Origin of the sequence: Klebsiella sp. 28 (assembly GCF_018223905.1) — a bacterium.
GTDB lineage: Bacteria > Pseudomonadota > Gammaproteobacteria > Enterobacterales > Enterobacteriaceae > Klebsiella > Klebsiella pneumoniae.
The window spans coordinates 1-19,525 of sequence record NZ_JAGRQY010000019.1 but is presented as its reverse complement, the minus strand read 5'-3'; the positions used below and the strand labels follow the sequence as shown (position 1 = coordinate 19,525).

The following is a 19,525-nucleotide window of genomic DNA, read 5'->3' as shown; positions in this document are numbered from 1 at the left end:
GCCCTCTCCCGGAGGGAGAGGGGGAACGGCTGGCCCTCTGCGCGATGCGGCCAGCGGACGCCGGACCGTTCCCTCGCCCCTGTGGGGGAGGGTTAGGGTGAGGGGTGATTTTTGTGGAGAACTATCATGTCAGCATCAACGCCACTGCTGTCGCTGAAGGGGATCACCAAGATTTTTCCCGGTGTGCGCGCCCTTGAGAACGTGCAGCTTGATCTCTGGCCCGGCAAAGTGACCGCCTTAATCGGCGAAAACGGCGCGGGGAAATCCACGCTGGTCAAAGTGATGACCGGTATTTATCAGCCCGAAGAGGGCGAGATCCTCTATAAAGCGATCCCCATTCATCTGCCAACGCCGGAGTCGGCGCATAAGGTAGGGATCACCGCCATTCACCAGGAAACCGTGCTGTTTGACGAACTCTCGGTCAGCGAAAACATTTTCGTCGGCCAGTATCTGTATAAGGGACTGCTCAAAACGCTCGACTGGCCGGCGATGCACCGCAGAGCCAACGAGATCCTCACCCGGCTGGAAGTCCAGATCGACCCGCGAGCCACGCTGAAAACCCTCAGCATCGCCCAGCGTCACATGGTGGCGATTGCCCGGGCGCTGGCTTTCGACGCCCAGGTGGTGATCCTCGATGAGCCGACCGCCGCGCTTTCCCAGCATGAAATCCTCGAGTTTTATCACATCGTTGAGCGTCTGAAGCAGGACGGCAAAGCGATCCTGTTTATCTCGCATAAGTTCGATGAAATCTTCGAGCTGGCCGATTATTACACCATCCTGCGCGATGGGGTGTACGTCAGCTCCGGGGCGATAAGCGACATCACCGAAGAGCGGATGGTGTCGATGATGGTGGGCCGGGCGATCAGCCAAACCTACCCGAAAGTCGACTGCACACCCGGAGAAACGGTGCTGGAGGTGACCGATCTCTGTCATCCTACCGAGTTTGCCCATATCAGCTTCCGCCTGCGCAAGGGAGAAATTCTCGGCTTTTACGGCCTGGTGGGCGCCGGACGCACCGAGCTGATGCAGGCGCTCTCCGGTGTCTCGCGCCCCTCCTCCGGCGAGATCCGCCTGAACGGCAGAACCATGCGCTTTCACCAGCCCGCCGACGCCATCCGCGCGGGCATCGTCTGCGTGCCGGAAGAGCGGCAGAAACAGGGAGCGATCATCGCCCTGCCTATCGCCCAGAACATCAGTTTACCGCAGCTCAGCAAGCTCAACCCTAACGGCGTCCTGAACGACGCCCGGGAATGGCGGCTGGCCGACGAGTACGCCTCGCGCCTGCAGGTAAAAGCCTTCAGCTGGCGGCAGCCGGTGGAGACCCTCTCCGGCGGCAACCAGCAGAAAGTGGTGATTGGCAAATGGCTGGCGACCCAGCCCGAGGTGATCATTCTCGATGAACCGACCAAAGGCATCGATATCGGCTCAAAGGCCGCCGTGCATCAGTTTATGTCCGAGCTGGTCAGCCAGGGGCTGGCGGTGATTATGGTGTCGTCAGAGCTGCCAGAAGTGATGGGCATGGCCGACCGGATTATCGTAATGCACGAAGGGCTGATGGTCGCCGAATACCAGGCCGGGGAAGCGACAGCGGAAACTATCGTTAGCGCGGCCAGCGGCATCGGCCAGGAGGCGGCATGATGGGACACGCATGGCTGAAACATCGCGAAGCGCTGCTGGCGGTGGTCATTATTTTGATGATCGGCGCCATCGGCAGCCGGGCGCCGTCGTTCGTTTCACCGGGCAATCTGGTGGAGATGTTTAACGATACCGCCATCCTTATCATCCTCGCCCTCGGCCAGATGATGGTGTTGCTCACCAAAGGCATTGATCTGTCGATGGCCGCCAACCTGGCGCTGACCGGGATGATCGTCGCCCTGCTTAACGCCCACTATCCGGGTATTCCGGTGGTAGCGCTGCTGGCGCTGGCGACTCTGCTGGGCCTGCTGATGGGAGTAATTAACGGCCTGCTGGTCTGGCGCCTCGGCATTCCCGCCATTGTGGTGACCCTGGGCACCATGAGCATTTATCGCGGCATTATCTTCCTGCTGACTGACGGCGGCTGGGTTAACTCACATCAGATGAGCGCTGATTTTCTCAGTCTGCCGCGCAGCCCCCTCCTGGGGCTGCCGCTACTGAGCTGGTGCGCCATCGCCGCGCTGCTGCTGGTGGGTTATTTCCTGCGCTACAGCCGCACCGGCCGGGCCTTATACACCGCGGGCGGCAACGCGACGGCGGCATACTACACCGGCATTAACGCCGGGAAAATGCAGTTCGTCAGCTTCTGTCTCTCCGGCGCGCTGGCCGGCTTCTGCGGCTATCTGTGGATCTCGCGCTTCGCCGTCGCCTATGTCGACGTCGCCAACGGTTTTGAACTCCAGGTGGTCGCCGCCTGCGTGATCGGCGGTATCAGCACCATGGGCGGAAGCGGACGGGTGCTGGGCTGCCTGTGCGGCGCGCTGTTCCTCGGGGTCATCAATAACGCCCTGCCGGTGATCGGCATCTCGCCCTTCTGGCAAATGGCGATTTCCGGGGCGGTGATCGTCATGGCGGTGCTGCTCAACGAGCGCGGCAATCGTGGTCACGGGCGGTTAATCCTGCGCAACGCGGCGTTAGCCCGACAGAAACAGGCGGTGAAATCATGAGCAAAATGATGGTATCTGAAGAGATGAAAAACGCCCCGGCCGCGCCGTCGCCGCTGCGCCGCCTGCTGTGCTGGGTAGGGTTTTTACTGGCGGTCACCCTGGCGGTATTTATCGGCAACGCCGTGGCTTCCCCGTACTTCCTCAATATCTGGAACCTGTCGGACGCCACCTTTACCTTTACCGAGAAGGCGATCGTCGTCCTGCCGATGGCGATGCTGATTATCGCCCGGGAAATCGATCTGTCGGTAGCCTCGACGATGGCGCTCAGCTCAACGGTGATGGGCTTCTGCGCGGCGGCGGGGATGGACACTCCGCTGCTGGTGGTCATCGGCCTGGGCGTAGGTCTGCTTTGCGGCCTGTTCAACGGCTTGCTGGTGACCCGCTTTAACCTGTCGTCCATTGTGATCACCATCGGCACCATGAGCCTGTATCGCGGCATCACCTATATCCTACTGGGCGATCAGGCACTCAACCACTATCCGGAGAGCTTTGCCTGGTTCGGCCAGGGGTACGTGTGGGGGGCGCTCTCTTTTGAGTTTGCGCTGTTTATCCTCCTCGCGGCCGCCTTCACCTTCCTGCTGCATAAAACCAACTTTGGTCGCCGGACCTACGCCATCGGCAATAACCCGACCGGCGCCTGGTTCTCCGGGATTAACGTTAAGCGTCATAACCTGGTGCTGTTCGCGCTGGTTGGGCTGATGGCCGGGCTGGCGGCGGTCCTGCTGACCTCACGGCTCGGCAGTACCCGCCCCACCCTGGCGATGGGCTGGGAGCTGGCGGTTGTCACCATGGCGGTGCTCGGCGGCGTCAATATTCTCGGCGGCTCCGGCAGCATGCCCGGGGTGATCATCGCCGCCTTTCTGATGGGGCTGGTGACCTTCGGCCTGAGCCTGCTGAACGTCCCCGGCATCGTGATGTCGGTGATTATCGGCGCCATGCTGATCGTGGTGATCTCCCTGCCGATTATTACCCGGCGGATGATGCAGCGAAGACGATGTTAATTTCCCCCTCACCCTGGCCCCCTCCCTGCGGGAGAGGGTCAGGGTAGGGGAAACGGATTTCCCAAAATCAACATTAAGGAGAATTATCATGAGTTTTATGTTGGCACTACCTAAAATCAGCCTCCACGGCGCAGGCGCGATCGGTGATATGGTCAAGCTGGTAGCGGGCAAACAGTGGGGCAAGGCGCTGATCGTCACCGACGGTCAGCTGGTGAAGCTGGGCCTGCTGGACAGCCTGTTCGCCGCGCTGGATGAACAGCAGATGGCTTATCAGCTATTTGACGAGGTATTCCCCAACCCCACCGAAGCGCTGGTGCAGCAAGGCTATGCGGCTTACCAGGCGGCCCGCTGCGATTACCTGATCGCCTTCGGCGGCGGTAGCCCGATTGATACCGCCAAAGCGATAAAAATCCTCACCGCCAACCCAGGCCCCTCCACCGCCTACTCCGGCGTCGGCAAAGTGAAAAACGCTGGCGTGCCGCTGGTGGCCATCAACACCACCGCCGNNGCGGAGATGACCAGCAACGCGGTAATTATCGATAGCGAGCGGCAGGTGAAAGAGGTGATTATCGACCCGAACCTGATCCCGGATATCGCCGTCGACGACGCCAGCGTGATGCTCGACATTCCGCCAGCCGTTACCGCCGCCACCGGCATGGATGCCCTGACCCACGCCATCGAGGCCTTTGTCTCCGTTGGCGCCCATCCGCTGACCGACGCCAACGCCCTCGAAGCCATCCGCCTGATCAACCTGTGGCTGCCGAAAGCGGTAGACGATGGACACGATCTGCAGGCCCGCGAGCAGATGGCGTTTGGCCAGTATCTGGCGGGCATGGCGTTCAACAGCGCCGGCCTCGGGCTGGTACATGCCCTGGCCCATCAGCCTGGCGCCACCCACAACCTGCCGCACGGGGTATGCAACGCCATCCTGCTGCCGATCATCGAAAACTTTAACCGCCCGAACGCGGTGGCGCGCTTTGCCCGCGTGGCGGAGGCGATGGGCGTCGATACTCGCGGCATGAGCGATGAAGCTGCCAGCATGGAGGCCATCAATGCCATCCGCACGCTGAGCAAACGCGTAGGGATCCCCCAGGGTTTTAGCCAGCTTGGCGTCAGCAAAGCCGATATCGAAGGCTGGCTGGATAAAGCGCTGGCCGACCCATGCGCGCCGTGTAACCCGCGCCCCGCCAGCCGCGATGAGGTTCGCGAGCTCTATCTGGAGGCCTTATGATCCGTAAAGCCTTCGTCATGCAGGTGAACCCCGACGCGCACGAGGAGTACCAGCGCCGCCATAACCCCATCTGGCCAGAGCTGGAAGCAGTGCTGAAAGCGCACGGAGCGCACCACTACGCCATCTATCTCGATAAAGAACGCCATCTCCTGTTCGCGACGGTGGAGATTGAATCGGAAGCCCGCTGGGAAGCGGTCGCCAGCACGGAAGTATGCCAGCGTTGGTGGAAATACATGCGCGAGGTGATGCCCAGCAACCCGGACAACAGCCCGCTGAGCGCGGAGCTCAAAGAAGTGTTTTATCTGGCGTAAAAATAACTGGCCTCCCTCCAGACGGGAGGCCGGTCGATTAAACGGTCATTGCATTATCGCGCAGCGGCTCGGTTTTCGCCTTACCCGCTAACGTAAACGCGGAGATTAAGGTGACGGTCAGAGCAATACCGCCGAGGATCATATAGGTCTCCTGAAAGCCGATCCGATCGTACATATTGCCGGCGAAAGCGGAGAGAAAGATCGCCGCCACCTGCTTGGCGAACTGGAAGCCAACCAGATAAATGGTCGCCGACAGCCGGACGTCAAACACGCCGGTGATGTATTTAAAGGCGCCCACCAGCAGGAACGGCACCTCCAGCGCATGGAGCATTTTCAACGCTACGACTTCCGCGGCGGTGGTGGCGAAGGAAGAGCCAATCATTCTTGCCGCCATCACCATCCCGGCGATCAGCAGGGTATTCTTCGCTCCGATACGGTTAATAATCCACGGCGAGCTGAACATAATGATGGCGTTACATATTTCTCCCGCGGTGGTGGCGAAACCAAAGGCGCGGGTGCCCGCTTCCGGGGTCGCGAAGAACGATTTGAAGAAGGTGGCGAACTGCTGATCGAAAACGTCATACACGCAGGCCACGCCGATAACATACAGAATAAACATCCACATCTTACGCTGGCGGAACATGCGCACCGCCGTTTTTAAATCGATCGCCGGGCGATTGGCGCCGAGCGAATCCATCACCTGCGCGGACTGACTGGCCTGCGGTTTGGCGATGGCCACCAGCACCACCAGCAGCAGCGCGGCGGCTGACCCCATCCAGAACACCCATTCGGGATTAATGCTGAACAGCATTCCGGCGGTAGTCGCGCACAGCGCCCATCCCAGGCAGCCAAAGGTGCGCGCCTTGCCGTATTCAAACCCGCTGTTGCGGCTTACCCGTTCGATATAGGCCTCCATCGCGCCGGCGCCTGCGGAGAATGCAAAGCCGATATAGGCGCCGCCGCTCAGCGCCCCGAGCCAGATATTGGTTTTCAGCAGCGGAGCGAAAACATAAAGGAAGAAGGGAGCAATCAGCACCAGCAGAACGGTCACGATCCACATCAGGTGTTTTTTCAGCCCCAGCTTGTCAGAGATCACTCCGAGGATCGGCTGGAAACAGATGGCGAACAGCGACAGGCTGGAGAAAACGAGGCCGGTTTCGGTTTTATTCAGGCCGATGACGTCCGACAGCCAGATCGGCAGAAACGGAAAGCAGGTGGCCATGATGAAGAAGTAGAGAAAGAAGAACAGCCCGAAAATCCAGAAGTTGGGGTTGTTTTTGTGGGTACAGACGGTCGGGTTCATTATATTTTCCTCAAGAAGGGCCGCAGCGCGGCCCGATACCATCACACGCGTTGCAGACCAATCAGAATGGCGCTTTCCGGGTCGAGGATGGGCAGCGCCAGCCCCGCCTGCTGCAGCCACTCACCGCTCACCGTCTGCGGCGTCGTCATCCATGCCGGTAGCTTCCGCATGGTGTGGCCGCCCTCGCCGGTGATCTGAATGTTCGGATGATCGAGGAGCGTCACCTGATAGCGGGCGCTCGCCTCCAGGCCCGCCAGGCGCAGCGGCGCCATCAGGGTGTAGTCCGGCATCGCCAGCTGGCTAACGAGGAAAATCGCCTGCGCTTTATCCGGGCTGACGACGCCATGGGCAAGGGTGGTGGCGTCCGGCATATCTATTCGCCACTGCACGCCGTGATGGATCACGTCGCGCCACTGTTTATGCAGGGCCGCATATTTTCGGTATCCGGCGCGCTCTTCTTCATCGGCGCTCACCGGATCCAGCTCAAGGCCCATATGACCGAACAGCGCCGTCAGGCCGCGGAAGGCGATACTATGCTGGCGGAAGGTGGCATGACAGTGGCGATTGCCAATATGCGCGCCCATTACCTCGGGTGGAAAGAAGTAGCTCATGCCGCGCTGGATGGTGTTGCGCTCAAGGGCGTCATTGTTGTCAGAAGCCCAGAAGCGATGGCTGCGTTTGAGGACTTCATAATCGATCCGTCCGCCGCCGGAGGAGCAGGATTCAAATTCAATGTGCGGGAAACGGGCCACCAGCGTATCCAGCAGGCGGTAAAACTGGCGCGTTTGCGCGTCCGCAGCGGCGCGTCCCTGATGCCCAGGCTGCACCAGCTCGCGGTTCATATCCCACTTCACGTAGTCCACCGCATGCTCGCCCAGCAGCCAGCTCATCCGCTCCAGCAGATAATCAAACGCTTCGGGAATGTTGAGGTTCAGGACAAACTGATGGCGGCCTGTCAGCGGGGTATAGCCCGGCAGCGCCAGCACCCAGTCCGGGTGTGCCCGGTACAGATCGGAATCCGGGTTAATCATTTCCGGCTCCACCCAGATACCGAATTCCATACCCAGAGACTTCACGTGATCGATAACCGGCGTCAGGCCGTAGGGGTATTTTTTCTCATCGAGATACCAGTCGCCAAGCGCCGCCCAGTCGTCGTTGCGCCCTTTAAACCAGCCGTCATCGATAATAAAGCGCTCGACGCCCAGGGCCGCCGCTTCGTCGGCCATACGCATGATGTAGTCCGGGTCGTGGTCGAAATAGATCCCCTCCCAGGTGTTGAGATGCACCGGGCGCGGTTTGTTGCCCGGGAAACGAATAATCCGTTCGCGCAGATAACGATGGAACTGCTGGCTCATGCCGTTCAGCCCATTCGCCGAGTAGCTGGCATACAGGTACGGCGTCCACAAGGTTTCCCCTTCCGCCAGCGCCATTTCGCCCGGCAGATAGAGCGCCTCGGCCTGCAGATAGCGACGGCCATCGGTTTTCACCTCCGCCCGCAGGCGATGGTTACCGCTCCAGGCCAGATGCACGCCCCAGACTTCACCCTGCATCTCGCTAAAGGCGCGGCTGCCGGTGATCAGGGCCGGGAAATGTTCGTGAGAGGTGCGCCCGCGGCGGTTCTCCAGCACAAAGCTGTCGTGCTCCAGCGTCAGGCGATGAGGCTGAAACTCGCGGATCCAGCGGCCATGGAAAGCCATCACCTCGCGAGCGCGTTCGGCGACCGGCAGCGTGACCGCCAGGCGATCCACCTGCCATGGGCTGGCGCGCAGATTGGTCACGCCATGGCGCACGCTCAGCACGCCGCTGGCATCCAACGCGATCTCGCTCTGCAGGCGCAGGCCGGCCTGCGGATCTTCGCTGACCAGGGTCAGCGTCTGGCCCTCGTGCCGCACTTCGCTGGTGGTGAACAGCGGAGAGGCATCCAGCCCCTGACGATGGCCTTCAATGCCCGGCGCGCCAAACAGACCATGGCCCAGCTCCGCCATTAAGGTCACTGGCGAATCGACATCCAGTCTGCCGTTGGCGACCGGGCGCGTCAGGCTGTCGGCATCCTGCGGCGAAAAGTGGCTTAAATGCGGTCCCCAGTAGACAATTTCGGCGAAAGGGCAGGTTTTAATCACAACATCGGCACCGGCGCTTTGCAGGTGAATCAGCGAATCAGACATCAGACATCTCCATTACAAGGAATGTCTTACTGTTGATCCGAAACGTTTCGGATGCCAACCAAAACGTTTCGGATCCGTGATCGGCTTCAGAATTACGGGTTAAAAAGGGGTAAGATCAGGCGGTTTCACCCGGGAAAAATTCCGGCTGCCATAGCACCTGCAGCGTGGCGAGATCCTCCCCGGCGATTAAGCGACGCACCATATCGGCAATCTGCCTTCCCACGCCCTGGCGCGTGGACTGGATCACCGCGGCAACGTCGGTCTCAATGATGCTGTCCTGCGGCAGCCCGTCATACACTACTAAGGCGACGCGGTTGTCGCCGGTTAAACGCCCCAGGTGGGCGAGCGCCATCGCGGCGCCATCGCCATGGGTGTTGCAGTCGGTGATAATCGCGGTAGGCGGCTCAGGCAGACGCAGCAGCTCCAGCGTGGCCTGATAGCCGCCGCGGCGCGTCGCCGGCACGCTACGCAGCCATGCATCGGATAACCCCGCCTCGCGCAGGGCATCGAGGTAGCCGTTACGCCTTTGCAAAATAAACGCCTGATTGTTGTTCTCGCCCAGCAGAGCGATACGCTGGTGGCCCTGTTGAATCAGATGGCGGGTGGCGCGGCAGGTGCCGGCATAGTTATCGAAATCAAACCAGGCGTAGGGCTGCGCCAGGCGGCTACGGCCGAGCGCCAGAAACGGAAAGCCGGAGGCCTGCAGCTGCGCCAGCCGCGGATCGTCATCCAGAGTATGGGCCACGATTAATGCATCGACGCGACGGCCCTGCACCATGCGCATATAGCCATGTTTATCCGCCTGCTCATCATCGGCGATCAGCAACAAATCAATGTCATGGCGCGCCAGCTCATGGCTGATCTCCCCGACCATCTCGAGAAAAACGTTATTGTTGAGCGGCGCGGGGCGGACAGGAAAGACGAGACCAACGGCATCGATGGTGCCCATTTTCAGGCGGCGGGCGAAAGTGTTGGGGCGATAGCCCCGGCGCTGCGCTTCAGCCTCAACCCGGGCGCGGGTCTCCTGCGACACATCGTCATAGCCGTTCAACGCCCGGCTGACGGTCGTGACGGAGATCCCAAGTTGTTTGGCAATGGCTTTCAGCGACATAAAAATCCCTGTTTTCGCATAGGAAAGCTAGTTTCCCGCAATATGGCTATGACGTCCAGCGAGCGCGCGTCCCCCGCCGACGCGATGTCAGTTTTGCTCAGCGATCAGCAGGGCCTGCGTATCCGGCTCCAGCGCCTGAAAAACATGCTCCTGATCCGCCGGGTAGCAGATATAGTCGCCCTCGCCGAGCTCTTCCGGCGCCGACGTCAGCCCTACTCGCGCCCGCCCCTGGGTGACGATAATATGTTCCACCGAGCCTGGCGGATGCGGATGCGAAATGCGGTCGGCGCCGGGCTGGGTGAGCAGCAAATAGATGTCCCGACGCGCGCCGGGCGGACAGGCGGCCAGCAAAATGGCCTGATAGTTCGCCTGCTCTGCCACCACTTTGGTCCCCTCGCCGCGGCGGATCACCTGCGTTTTGTTCACCTGCGGCTCAAGCAGCCTGGCAAATGGAATATCCAGCGCTACGCAGAGCGACCACAGCGTTTCCAGACTCGGGTTGCCGTTGCCGGACTCCAGTTGCGATAGCGTGGATTTTGCGATACCCGCCCGACGCGCGACTTCCGCCAGCGAAAGCCCGGTCCGCGCCCGCTCCCGCACCAGACTTTTGGCGATAACGCTGATTGGCTGTGTCATACCCGCCCCTTGTTTTTTATATCGAACAATTCGTTCGCCTTGAAAAACGATCATTATATGTTCATTATAATGGAAATTCGTTCGATATGGCTAAGTGATATGAAACAAACTCTCTCCAGTCTCAGCGGAGACACGATAAAAGCGATTGTTTTGGTCTGCCTTGCCGTCGGGGTGGTGGGCATGTCCTATGGGTCGCTGGCGGTGGCTTACGGCTTCCCTTTATGGGTGCCGCTCTTGCTTTCGGTGTCCGTGCTGGCAGGCGCTTCTGAATTCATGTTTATCGGCATTGTCGCCAGCGGCGGTAGTCCGCTGGCCGCCGCCGCCGCCGGCCTGTTAGTCAATGCGCGTCATATCCCGTTCGGGGTGACCGTACGCGAACTGGTTGGTCGGCGCGCCTTAAGCTTTATCGGGTGCCACATTATGAACGACGAGAGCGTGGTCTTTGGCTTGTCGCAGCCCACCCCCGCGCAGCGCAAAGCGGCCTACTGGCTGTGCGGCGCTGGCGTCGCGCTGATCTGGCCCCTCGGTACGCTAACCGGCGCGGCCGTCGGCAAACTGCTGCCAGCGCCGGAAACCATCGGGCTTGATGCGGTCTTCCCAGCGATCCTGCTGGCGCTGGTGATCCCGGCCTTTAAAAACCGCACTACGCTGATCCGCGCCGCCAGCGGCGCCGCGCTGGCGCTTGCCGCCGTACCGTTTGTGCCCACCGGGCTGCCGGTGCTGCTTTCGCTGTTCGGTTTACTGTCGAGGAAAAAATAATGGGCAATATGACGCTGTTTATCGCCGGTATCGCCATCCTGTCGCTGGGAACCTATCTGATGCGCCTCGGCGGCGCGAAGCTCGGCAATCGGCTGGCATTTTCCGAGCGCTCGCAGGCGCTGCTTTCCGATGCGGCGACGGTGCTGCTTTTTTCCGTCGCCCTGGCCACCACTTTCTATGAGGGCGCACATTTCGCCGGTATGGCGCGCGTTCTGGGCGTTGCTTTCGCTGTGTTCCTCGCCTGGCGCAAGGTCCCGCTGATCGGCGTGATTATCGCCGCCGCCGTGGTGACCGCGCTGCTGCGCCTGGCGGGTATGCCCTAGGACGAGTAAGCGTAATCTGTAAAACCGCTGTGCTGTCCGGCGATCGTGCCTACAAGCCACTGAATAACCGGTTCGATTTGCAGCGGGTGCCGCTGGTCTATCGTCAGTACAGGTCCTAACGACATGGGCTGCGCCCGCCCGGCCAGCTGGGCCAGCTCCGGCAAATACTCTTCTCCGGGGTGGCCCGGCGGCCGCGTCGCCAGCCGCGAGGCATAGCGCGCGACGGCCAGCTCCGGAGAGATATGGTTCCAGACCTCAATCACCTGCTCAACGCCCGCCTGCTGTAGCAGTCTCTGCAAGGTCTCCCGCGGCTGAAAGCCGAACCAGGCGTCGATCAACCAGACCATGCTGGCAGGCGATGCGCCGACAATCGACCAGATCACCTCATACGCCGCGCAGCCCAGCTGGCGATTCATCGGCCGGTCGACAGGGGCCAGGCGCGCCATAAACGGCTCTTTGATGCCGTCGATCGTCAATACCGGCAGGCTAAAGGTCTCCGCCAGCAAACGGGTAATGGTGCTCTTCCCCGACGCCGGAATGCCGTTGATTAAAATGGCCGTTTTGCAGCCTGGGGTCAGATGTCTGTTCATAGTAATGCGACAACCTCCTCCCGGCTGCGGGCCGTCCGCAGTTTGGCCATGGTGTCATTATTATCCAGCAGCGCGACGATGGAACGGATGCCCTCCTCGATATGCGCATTGCTGTCCTGGGCGCCAAACATAATAACAATGTCCGCTTTTTCACTGTCCGCAAAGGGAATAGGCTTTTCCAGCACCACCAGGCTAAAGCAGTTGCGTCTGACGCCGCATTCGGGGCGGGCATGGGGGATGGCAATCCCTTCATCAAAAACGTAATAAGCGCCATGATTTAAAGTATTGTCGATCACCGCCTGGCTATATTCCGTCGAAATAAAGCCTTTTGCCTCCAGCGGGCGGGCAGCCAGCTTTATTACCCGCTGCCAGTCGGACTCCACAACGCCAACCTGAATGGCATCGGCCTCAATAAGCAGTTCTTTTATGGTCATTCTCTGTTCCTAGATATTGCGGCGAATAATATTGCGTAAATTATCAATCTGCAGAAACAGCGCATCGATATCCTGCCGGTGGCTCTTACTTTTGGCATATACCGATAATGCCCGGTTGTAAGTCAACATCAATGTTTTTTGCACGTCGCTATTATCGGGCTGGCGCTGTAATTCGCCTTCCAGTCTGGCGATCTCTTCCGCCAGCTGACGGGACTGTTGATCATAATCCTGCAGCGGGTTTTGCTCTTTTTTCCACAGCGTTTTCAATGATTCAAACATAGCAAGCTCCCTCCCTGGCGGAAGACAGGGCAACAAAAGATATGTGTCGGTAAAAACGCTATTTAAATAGCGCCATTTTTTCCATTAATACGGCAGTCACTGCCTGGTTGGCGGGAATTAAAAATTTCCGTACGCTGTCATTTACTTTTCCTTTCTCAAACGTTGATTTACAGCGATCGACCCACTGCACGTTCATTTCCGTTCCGACGTTCACTTTATTAATCCCTTCGGTGACGGCCAGCCGCATATCCTCATCGCTGACACCTGTGCCGCCATGCAGCACCAGCGGCACGCCCGTCGCTTCGCTTATCGCCTTCAGCCGCGCATGCTGTATCTGCGCTTTACCTGTGTACAGGCCATGCACAGTGCCCACGGAGACGGCCAGCATATCGACCTGTGTCTCCTTCACAAAACGCGTCGCGTCTTCGACGGTAGTAAAACAGATATCTTCGGCAGCCACCGCTTTTCCATCCTCTGACCCGCCGATCGCCCCCAGCTCACCTTCTACCGTAATATTCCGCGGCCGGGCCATTTCCACCACAATCCGCGTGTTACCGATATTTTCCTCGAGGCTTAAGTGAGACCCGTCGTACATCACCGAAGAAAAGCCCGCATTCATTGCCGTCTCGATGGCTTTAATATCGGAGCAGTGATCGAGATGCAGGCAGGTCGGGATATTTTCACTGTCTGCTAATGAACGCACGGCATCGACCAGTAACCGATACCCCAGATACTCTGCGGTACCGGTTGATATTTGAATCATTAATGGGCTGCGGCTGTTTTGCGCGGCTTTGAAAAAAGCCGGTAACATCTCAATACAGTGCAAGTTAAACGAGCCAATCGCTTTAAAATCTCTTTCCTGAGCGATTTTTAAAATCTCATTAAAATTATACAGACTCATGAACACTTTCCCCTTTCGGCTTAGCGGATTTACCGTTTACAAACCATGCCAGTGCGGCGACAAACACAATAAACAAGGCGACAAAGAGCCAGTTATTCTGGAAGGCGTGGCCTAATACCAGACCGGAGCTGATGACGTCTGAATCGCTGAAGGTGACGCCCGTAAAGCCGTAGCTCTCCAGCATGGGTACCAGAATGGCCGGCAGAAATGTGATAAACAGGCCGTGAATCACCCCGCCGATCATCGCCCCGCGACGTCCGCCCAGCGCATTGCCAAATACCCCTGCCGTACCGCCGGCGAAAAAGTTGGTTAACAGCCCGGGGAGAATCATCGCCAGGCCGAACATCGGGAAAACCAGCATGCCGATAATCGAGCCGACAGTCGTTGCCAGAAATCCAACAATCACCGCATTCGGTGCATAGGGAAATAGCACCGGGCAATCGAGAGCGGGCTTTGCATCCGGGACAATACGCATCGCGATACCGCGAAAAGCCGGCACCAGCTCATTGAGTAATAAACGCACGCCGCTATAGAGGACAAAGACCCCGGCGACAAACTGAATGGACTGCATGAAGGCATACATCAGGTAATTAATGCCGCCGGAGAACTGCGCGATGTACTGAGGCCCCGCCGCGATAGCCGGGATGAGATACATCGGCACCATCACCACCGCCATGGCCAGATAGGTATCCTGCAGAAACTTAAAGTTATCAGGCAGTTCGAGATCTTCCGTGGAGCGAGAGCCTTTTCCGACAACTTTAGCGACCGCAGCCTGCACCAGATAGCCGATAGTACAGAAGTGCCCCAGGGCCACATCGTCAGACCCGGTAATGCGCCTGACCACCGGCTGCGCCAGGGCCGGCATTAACACCGCCATCACGCCACCGAAGATGCCCCCGGTTAAAATCAGCGGTACGCCGGTGAGCCCGGACTTATAGCCAATCACGGCGCCGATCGTCGCCATCCACAGCAGCGCCTGGCCGGTCAGAAAAATATATTTCAGCGGCGTCAGCCGGGCGATAATAATATTGACGGCAAAGATCACCAGCAGCGTCAGCGCCACCTCCGAACCTAATTCCCGATTCGCTAACCCAGCGATGGCGGCCACATCGGTAATATAGCCTTTCATGCCAAATCCCTGGGTGAAGATATCATTCAGGAAGGTCAGCGTGGCGACAATGATGTTTATCCCGGCCATCATAATTAAGAAACCGAGCAGCGTTTTAAATGTCCCTTCCGCGGTTTTGCCTGGCGATTTCTTTTGCAGGATCAGGCCAAGCATGGCAATAAAAGCAATAAGAATGGATGCCTGGCCGAGTAAATCCTTAACGATAAACGCCACAAAGCTATTCATAATCAGCCACCTTCAGATGACGTTCTTTTAAGAATGCGACGATCTTAGTTTCAATCTCCTCTTTATCAGTAAGTTTATTCAACACCACGACACGTTTAATTTCTTCTTCACTGGCATCGGCGGTTAAGATGTCGGCAAAGGTTTTTTGCGTCAGAATCATATCCGATTTAAAGGCCCCAGCTTCGGAAACGGTGGTGTGTTCAATATGAGCGGGAATTTCCAGCTTCTTTAAAACTGCCTTCGCCGTCATTTCAATGGCAAAGCTTGAACCGAGGCCGCAGCCACATACGCATAAAATTTTCAGCATGGAGGGTCTCCTCAAATAATATTGAGTTGCTTGGCAAGTTTATAATGATGTCCTTCAGTATCGACCAGACGTTTTTTCATACTGACTAAATCAATCGGAATAGGTTTGTTACTGGAGTTAATTATTATGGCTTTATTTTTCATACCTGACTGAATACAGCGAACCACTTCACTGGCCATAATAGTGCCCTGATAAATCTCTTCGCAGGTTGGATCACCGCTGCGTAAACCATAGCCGACGATCGTTTTACGGATACGGACACCTATTTGTGGTTCCAGCTGTTTAATCATGGTATCAATCGCCCCCTGAAAGCCGGGAGAGTACTCTTTGGTATAGCCTTCTGAGCAGAGGATAACGACGCTATTCTGCGTACTCAGCTTCCTGGTAATCCGTTCCGCGAGCACGGCCAACGGCATCTGTGCCTCCGGGATCAGGGCAATATCCGCATTACATTTAATGGCGGACTGCAACGTTAGTTCTCCACAATAGCCTCCTAATATCTCAACCATAAAAACCCGACCGGGCAGCGCTCTTCCGGTATTTCTTAAACGAGAGACTTCTTTAATAATTTGCTCACAGGCCGTGGAAAAACCAATCGTATAATCACTGCCATACACATCATTATCGATAGTCATTCCCACACCAAAGCAATTAATCTCAAATTCACTAAGGGTATTCAGAAACTGCAGGCTGCCATCCCCCCCGGCCATAATGAGCACATCAATACGCAGAGATTTAAGTTTTTTAGCAATGCTTTCATATTCACTGCGCTGCAGTTTGCGACTGGTTCGCCCCGAGGTAATGATCGGCACCGCGGTAATTGAATAATCAACCAGATCGCGCCACGCCATATCCTGATGACTTTTCTCCAGTAGCCCTGGAATACCGCCATTAAACAGCGTGATATCAGCATTAGCCTGCCTGGCTATCTGGAATATAAAATTATTCATTCCAGAAACATCCCCGCCGCTAATAACGATACCAATTTTCATGACGCATCCTCGCTCATTTGCCTGACAACATTTTTCCCTGAGTACAAGCCTTCTATTTGCAATGAAGATCACATAATGCGTATTAAATTACCGCAGTGAATAGTTGACAGGTACGGCGAAACGCCTATTTTTGTGATACATATCCCATTTAAAGAGAGTGATCTCCATCGCTTTCTGTTTTTAATATCTTTAAATTTCATGGCGTTAAAAAATCGAGATATTCAGGCGTGCTGACCTTTCCTTTGCCATAAAAAGGAGGATTTAAGAAAAGAACGGAAACGTGATTAGTGCCACATTTTTTTCGTAGCAGAGGAAAATATTGGCAAATTTCGCAGAGACGGGAAGCGGAAAACGAAAACAAAAAAAGCGCCCTGAGGCGCTCTTTCGACAGTTGCTATACGCTTATTTGTTCAGTTCGGCAGTCATATGCACGCGGTTGCCGGTAAACGCTTCGGTGATTTTGTAAGACGAAGCGCCGGCAGCCTGCGCCTGTGCGGCGATTTTCGCTTCCGCGCCGTCCATTGTGGAGGCGGTTGCGGTCACGGTTTCAGCAGCGAAGGAAGCGAAAGAGGCGGCCATAGCGATTACTGCGACAAAAGTTTTGATGCTTTTCATGATATAAACCCTTTCATTTAGTTGTTTAGATAAGGCGCTGTGCCTTGATGTGTTAAATAGTATCCCGCACATCGCTAAACAAAAAGCGGAAGGATTTGCTGTCATTATTCAAATTTATTGATTAACTTTTAACCCGCGATCAAACGCTGCGGGTGGGTGTAGATCGTCGCCCTGCCCGGCTTGCAAAAGCCCACCAGCGTCAGGTTGCAGCGCTCGGCGACCTCCACCGCTAAGGTGGTGGCTGCTGATACCGCGAACAGGATCTCGACCCCGCACATCGCGGCTTTCTGCACCATTTCATAGCTGGCGCGGCTGGAGACCAGCGCGGCGCCCTGCTGCCAGCCCTCACCGATTTCCGCCCGCCGGCCCAGCAGTTTATCCAGCGCCACATGCCGGCCGACGTCTTCAAAACCTCCCGCCAGTTCGCCCGTCGACCGGACCCAGGCGGCCGCGTGGGTACAGCCGGTGAGCCGGCCAACCGGTTGAAAGTCGTTAAGATGCGCCAGGGCCTGATCGAGATTGGCTAAATCGAACGACTGAGTGAACGGCAGCGGCTGGACCGGCTTACCAATATCATTGAGCTGCTCGACGCCGCATACGCCGCAGCCGGTGCGCCCGGCCAGCGCGCGACGCCGGGCTTTGAGGCCCATAAAACGCCGGCTGGAGAGCTCAATCTGCACCTCAAGGCCGTTGCACACCGCTACCACGTCCATGCCGAAAATCTCCCGCCGGTGCTCGATAATCCCTTCGGATAAGGAGAAGCCGACGGCGAATTGCTCGAGATCTTTCGGGGAGGCCATCATCACCACGTGGGAGATACCGTTGTAGACCAGCGCGACGGGCACCTCTTCCGCTAACTCATCTGGCTGAGGGTGTTGCAGATCCTCGCGTTTCCAGAGGGAGACCTGGCGATATCCTGTGACATTCGTCACATTTTTGATTTGTTCGAGAGGCTTCTTGTTCACTTTGCTTTAACCGTATTGGAACAGGCATACACACAATGTGGTATTCTGTTTTTATCCCTTCAGGAATGAGGGAAATTTGCCCTAATTCTGAACCTTTGCGGCCTTCACCGCAAAGCAAATAACTACATGTGACAATGTCGAAACAAGGAGCGAACCATGCAGGTCAGCAGAAGGCAGTTCTTTAAGATCTGCGCTGGCGGTATGGCGGGAACCACGGCAGCAGCGCTGGGCTTTGCCCCGGCAACTGCGCTCGCGGAGACACGGCAGTACAAATTGCTGCGCACGCGCGAAACCCGTAACACCTGCACATACTGTTCTGTCGGCTGTGGGCTGTTGATGTATAGCCTCGGCGACGGCGCGAAAAACGCCAAAGCATCCATTTTCCATATCGAAGGCGATCCGGATCATCCGGTCAACCGTGGTGCGCTCTGTCCGAAAGGGGCTGGTCTGGTGGACTTTATCCATTCTGAAAGCCGCCTGAAATTCCCGGAATATCGCGCGCCAGGCTCCGATAAATGGCAGCAAATCAGTTGGGACGAAGCGTTCGATCGCATCGCCAAGCTGATGAAAGAGGACCGCGACGCCAACTTTATCGCGCAAAACGACGCCGGCACCACCGTCAACCGCTGGTTGACTACCGGGATGCTGTGCGCCTCCGCCTCCAGTAACGAAACCGGCTATTTAACGCAAAAATTCACCCGCGCCCTCGGGATGCTGGCGGTGGATAACCAGGCGCGTGTCTGACACGGACCAACGGTAGCAAGTCTTGCTCCAACATTTGGTCGCGGTGCGATGACCAACCACTGGGTGGATATTAAAAACGCCAACCTGGTCGTAGTGATGGGCGGTAACGCCGCAGAAGCGCATCCGGTGGGGTTCCGCTGGGCGATGGAAGCCAAAATTCATAACGGCGCCAAGCTCATCGTTATCGATCCGCGCTTTACGCGTACGGCGTCGGTGGCTGATTTCTATACCCCGATTCGTTCCGGTACCGACATTACCTTCCTTTCGGGCGTGATCCTGTATCTGCTGAATAACGAAAAATTCAACCGCGAATACACCGAAGCCTATACCAACGCCAGCCTGATCGTGCGTGAGGACTACAGCTTTGATGATGGTCTGTTCAGCGGCTACGATGCCGAAAAACGCCAGTATGACAAAACCAGCTGGAACTATGAGCTGGATGAAAACGGCTTCGCCAAACGCGATACTACGCTGCAGCATCCACGCTGCGTCTGGAATCTGCTAAAACAGCACGTTTCCCGCTATACCCCGGATGTGGTCGAAAACATCTGCGGTACGCCGAAGGCCGACTTCCTCAAAGTCTGTGAATACATTGCTGAAACCAGCGCGCCGGATAAGACCGCATCGTTCCTGTACGCTCTCGGCTGGACCCAGCACTCCATCGGTGCGCAGAATATCCGCACCATGGCGATGATCCAGCTGCTGCTCGGCAACATGGGGATGGCGGGCGGCGGCGTCAACGCCCTGCGCGGCCACTCCAATATCCAGGGTCTGACCGACCTCGGCCTGCTCTCCACCAGCCTGCCAGGCTACATGTCGCTGCCGAACGAAAAACAGGCCGACCTGCAGACCTACCTGACGG

At 57.3% G+C, this 19,525-nt stretch carries 21 protein-coding genes; 8 read left to right on the top strand and 13 right to left on the bottom strand.

Annotation, left to right across the window (positions count from 1 at the left end):
• The first annotated feature begins 126 nt into the window (after positions 1-126).
• From KHQ28_RS03450 to rhaM, 5 genes are all read left to right on the top strand, one after another.
• Positions 127-1,638: a sugar ABC transporter ATP-binding protein gene (locus KHQ28_RS03450; RefSeq protein WP_004187888.1), complete on the top strand. Its 1,512-nt coding sequence runs from the start codon at positions 127-129 to the stop codon at positions 1,636-1,638.
• Positions 1,635-2,642, top strand: a complete 1,008-nt coding sequence (locus KHQ28_RS03445) for an ABC transporter permease (protein ID WP_004220853.1) — start codon at positions 1,635-1,637, stop codon at positions 2,640-2,642. Before KHQ28_RS03450 ends, KHQ28_RS03445 begins: the two co-directional genes overlap by 4 nt.
• A complete protein-coding gene (locus tag KHQ28_RS03440; protein WP_032418233.1) occupies positions 2,639-3,643 on the top strand; it encodes an ABC transporter permease in 1,005 nt (334 codons plus the stop codon). The genes KHQ28_RS03445 and KHQ28_RS03440 overlap by 4 nt, the downstream gene beginning before the upstream one ends.
• A gap of 88 nt (positions 3,644-3,731) precedes the next feature.
• Entirely contained in the window at positions 3,732-4,874 is a 1,143-nt protein-coding gene (gene fucO / locus KHQ28_RS03435; protein WP_211777564.1) for a lactaldehyde reductase, read from the top strand.
• Positions 4,871-5,185, top strand: coding sequence for an L-rhamnose mutarotase (gene rhaM / locus KHQ28_RS03430; protein ID WP_004181618.1), 315 nt, complete (start codon positions 4,871-4,873; stop codon positions 5,183-5,185). Before fucO ends, rhaM begins: the two co-directional genes overlap by 4 nt.
• A 37-nt stretch (positions 5,186-5,222) precedes the next feature.
• On the opposite strand, the gene KHQ28_RS03425 is transcribed toward rhaM, so the two are convergent.
• The 4 genes from KHQ28_RS03425 to KHQ28_RS03410 form a co-directional block, all read right to left on the bottom strand.
• Positions 5,223-6,488 (bottom strand): MFS transporter, encoded by a 1,266-nt coding sequence (locus KHQ28_RS03425; RefSeq protein WP_004210464.1) that lies wholly within the window; start codon positions 6,486-6,488, stop codon positions 5,223-5,225.
• A gap of 41 nt (positions 6,489-6,529) precedes the next feature.
• On the bottom strand, positions 6,530-8,653 hold the full coding sequence (locus KHQ28_RS03420) for an alpha-galactosidase (protein ID WP_032418234.1): 2,124 nt from the start codon (positions 8,651-8,653) through the stop codon (positions 6,530-6,532).
• A gap of 115 nt (positions 8,654-8,768) precedes the next feature.
• Entirely contained in the window at positions 8,769-9,764 is a 996-nt protein-coding gene (locus KHQ28_RS03415; RefSeq protein ID WP_004146243.1) for a substrate-binding domain-containing protein, read from the bottom strand.
• Positions 9,765-9,851: 87 nt separating this feature from the next.
• A complete protein-coding gene (locus tag KHQ28_RS03410; RefSeq protein WP_002882865.1) occupies positions 9,852-10,400 on the bottom strand; it encodes a helix-turn-helix domain-containing protein in 549 nt (182 codons plus the stop codon).
• Positions 10,401-10,499: 99 nt separating this feature from the next.
• Here KHQ28_RS03410 and KHQ28_RS03405 point away from each other — a divergent pair, with 99 nt between their 5' ends.
• Together KHQ28_RS03405 and KHQ28_RS03400 are read left to right on the top strand one after the other, a co-directional pair.
• Positions 10,500-11,159, top strand: a complete 660-nt coding sequence (locus tag KHQ28_RS03405; protein ID WP_004195589.1) for an AzlC family ABC transporter permease — start codon at positions 10,500-10,502, stop codon at positions 11,157-11,159.
• The gene (locus tag KHQ28_RS03400) at positions 11,159-11,482 is read left to right on the top strand and encodes an AzlD domain-containing protein (RefSeq protein WP_002882863.1); all 324 of its coding nucleotides are present in this window, start codon (positions 11,159-11,161) and stop codon (positions 11,480-11,482) included. The genes KHQ28_RS03405 and KHQ28_RS03400 overlap by 1 nt, the downstream gene beginning before the upstream one ends.
• On the opposite strand, the gene KHQ28_RS03395 is transcribed toward KHQ28_RS03400, so the two are convergent.
• From KHQ28_RS03395 to fdhD, 9 genes are all read right to left on the bottom strand, one after another.
• Positions 11,479-12,072, bottom strand: coding sequence for a hypothetical protein (locus tag KHQ28_RS03395; protein WP_004895164.1), 594 nt, complete (start codon positions 12,070-12,072; stop codon positions 11,479-11,481). The genes KHQ28_RS03400 and KHQ28_RS03395 overlap by 4 nt on opposite strands.
• Positions 12,069-12,506, bottom strand: coding sequence for a PTS sugar transporter subunit IIA (locus tag KHQ28_RS03390; RefSeq protein WP_032418235.1), 438 nt, complete (start codon positions 12,504-12,506; stop codon positions 12,069-12,071). The genes KHQ28_RS03395 and KHQ28_RS03390 overlap by 4 nt, the downstream gene beginning before the upstream one ends.
• Before the next feature lie 9 nt (positions 12,507-12,515).
• Positions 12,516-12,785, bottom strand: a complete 270-nt coding sequence (locus KHQ28_RS03385; RefSeq protein WP_002882858.1) for a hypothetical protein — start codon at positions 12,783-12,785, stop codon at positions 12,516-12,518.
• A gap of 58 nt (positions 12,786-12,843) precedes the next feature.
• Entirely contained in the window at positions 12,844-13,686 is an 843-nt protein-coding gene (locus KHQ28_RS03380; RefSeq protein WP_002882856.1) for a class II fructose-bisphosphate aldolase, read from the bottom strand.
• Positions 13,673-15,040: a PTS sugar transporter subunit IIC gene (locus KHQ28_RS03375; RefSeq protein WP_004150366.1), complete on the bottom strand. Its 1,368-nt coding sequence runs from the start codon at positions 15,038-15,040 to the stop codon at positions 13,673-13,675. The genes KHQ28_RS03380 and KHQ28_RS03375 overlap by 14 nt, the downstream gene beginning before the upstream one ends.
• Complete coding sequence (locus KHQ28_RS03370; RefSeq protein WP_004151864.1) at positions 15,033-15,347, bottom strand: PTS sugar transporter subunit IIB; 315 nt, start codon at positions 15,345-15,347, stop codon at positions 15,033-15,035. The genes KHQ28_RS03375 and KHQ28_RS03370 overlap by 8 nt, the downstream gene beginning before the upstream one ends.
• Before the next feature lie 11 nt (positions 15,348-15,358).
• Positions 15,359-16,339 carry a 6-phosphofructokinase gene (locus KHQ28_RS03365; protein ID WP_002882831.1) on the bottom strand — a complete coding sequence of 327 codons (981 nt, stop codon included), beginning with the start codon at positions 16,337-16,339 and terminating at the stop codon, positions 15,359-15,361.
• Between the two features lie 402 nt (positions 16,340-16,741).
• Positions 16,742-16,954 carry a YdgH/BhsA/McbA-like domain containing protein gene (locus KHQ28_RS03360; RefSeq protein WP_002882830.1) on the bottom strand — a complete coding sequence of 71 codons (213 nt, stop codon included), beginning with the start codon at positions 16,952-16,954 and terminating at the stop codon, positions 16,742-16,744.
• 128 nt (positions 16,955-17,082) lie between these two features.
• A complete protein-coding gene (gene fdhD, locus KHQ28_RS03355) occupies positions 17,083-17,919 on the bottom strand; it encodes a formate dehydrogenase accessory sulfurtransferase FdhD (RefSeq protein ID WP_032418236.1) in 837 nt (278 codons plus the stop codon).
• Between the two features lie 156 nt (positions 17,920-18,075).
• Between fdhD and fdnG the strand changes: the two genes are divergently transcribed.
• The coding region (gene fdnG, locus KHQ28_RS03350; protein ID WP_211777563.1) for a formate dehydrogenase-N subunit alpha at positions 18,076-19,525 on the top strand (1,450 nt) is incomplete at its 3' end.

Excerpts from the sequence above, each read along its gene's own strand:
- KHQ28_RS03450 (WP_004187888.1), top strand. The coding sequence starts at position 127 with ATGTCAGCATCAACGCCACTGCTGTCGCTGAAGGGGATCACCAAGATT.
- KHQ28_RS03445 (WP_004220853.1), top strand. The coding sequence starts at position 1,635 with ATGATGGGACACGCATGGCTGAAACATCGCGAAGCGCTGCTGGCGGTG.
- KHQ28_RS03440 (WP_032418233.1), top strand. The coding sequence starts at position 2,639 with ATGAGCAAAATGATGGTATCTGAAGAGATGAAAAACGCCCCGGCCGCG.
- rhaM (WP_004181618.1), top strand. The coding sequence starts at position 4,871 with ATGATCCGTAAAGCCTTCGTCATGCAGGTGAACCCCGACGCGCACGAG.
- KHQ28_RS03425 (WP_004210464.1), bottom strand. The coding sequence starts at position 6,488 with ATGAACCCGACCGTCTGTACCCACAAAAACAACCCCAACTTCTGGATT.
- KHQ28_RS03420 (WP_032418234.1), bottom strand. The coding sequence starts at position 8,653 with ATGTCTGATTCGCTGATTCACCTGCAAAGCGCCGGTGCCGATGTTGTG.
- KHQ28_RS03415 (WP_004146243.1), bottom strand. The coding sequence starts at position 9,764 with ATGTCGCTGAAAGCCATTGCCAAACAACTTGGGATCTCCGTCACGACC.
- KHQ28_RS03410 (WP_002882865.1), bottom strand. The coding sequence starts at position 10,400 with ATGACACAGCCAATCAGCGTTATCGCCAAAAGTCTGGTGCGGGAGCGG.
- KHQ28_RS03405 (WP_004195589.1), top strand. The coding sequence starts at position 10,500 with ATGAAACAAACTCTCTCCAGTCTCAGCGGAGACACGATAAAAGCGATT.
- KHQ28_RS03400 (WP_002882863.1), top strand. The coding sequence starts at position 11,159 with ATGGGCAATATGACGCTGTTTATCGCCGGTATCGCCATCCTGTCGCTG.
- KHQ28_RS03395 (WP_004895164.1), bottom strand. The coding sequence starts at position 12,072 with ATGAACAGACATCTGACCCCAGGCTGCAAAACGGCCATTTTAATCAAC.
- KHQ28_RS03390 (WP_032418235.1), bottom strand. The coding sequence starts at position 12,506 with ATGACCATAAAAGAACTGCTTATTGAGGCCGATGCCATTCAGGTTGGC.
- KHQ28_RS03385 (WP_002882858.1), bottom strand. The coding sequence starts at position 12,785 with ATGTTTGAATCATTGAAAACGCTGTGGAAAAAAGAGCAAAACCCGCTG.
- KHQ28_RS03380 (WP_002882856.1), bottom strand. The coding sequence starts at position 13,686 with ATGAGTCTGTATAATTTTAATGAGATTTTAAAAATCGCTCAGGAAAGA.
- KHQ28_RS03375 (WP_004150366.1), bottom strand. The coding sequence starts at position 15,040 with ATGAATAGCTTTGTGGCGTTTATCGTTAAGGATTTACTCGGCCAGGCA.
- KHQ28_RS03370 (WP_004151864.1), bottom strand. The coding sequence starts at position 15,347 with ATGCTGAAAATTTTATGCGTATGTGGCTGCGGCCTCGGTTCAAGCTTT.
- KHQ28_RS03365 (WP_002882831.1), bottom strand. The coding sequence starts at position 16,339 with ATGAAAATTGGTATCGTTATTAGCGGCGGGGATGTTTCTGGAATGAAT.
- KHQ28_RS03360 (WP_002882830.1), bottom strand. The coding sequence starts at position 16,954 with ATGAAAAGCATCAAAACTTTTGTCGCAGTAATCGCTATGGCCGCCTCT.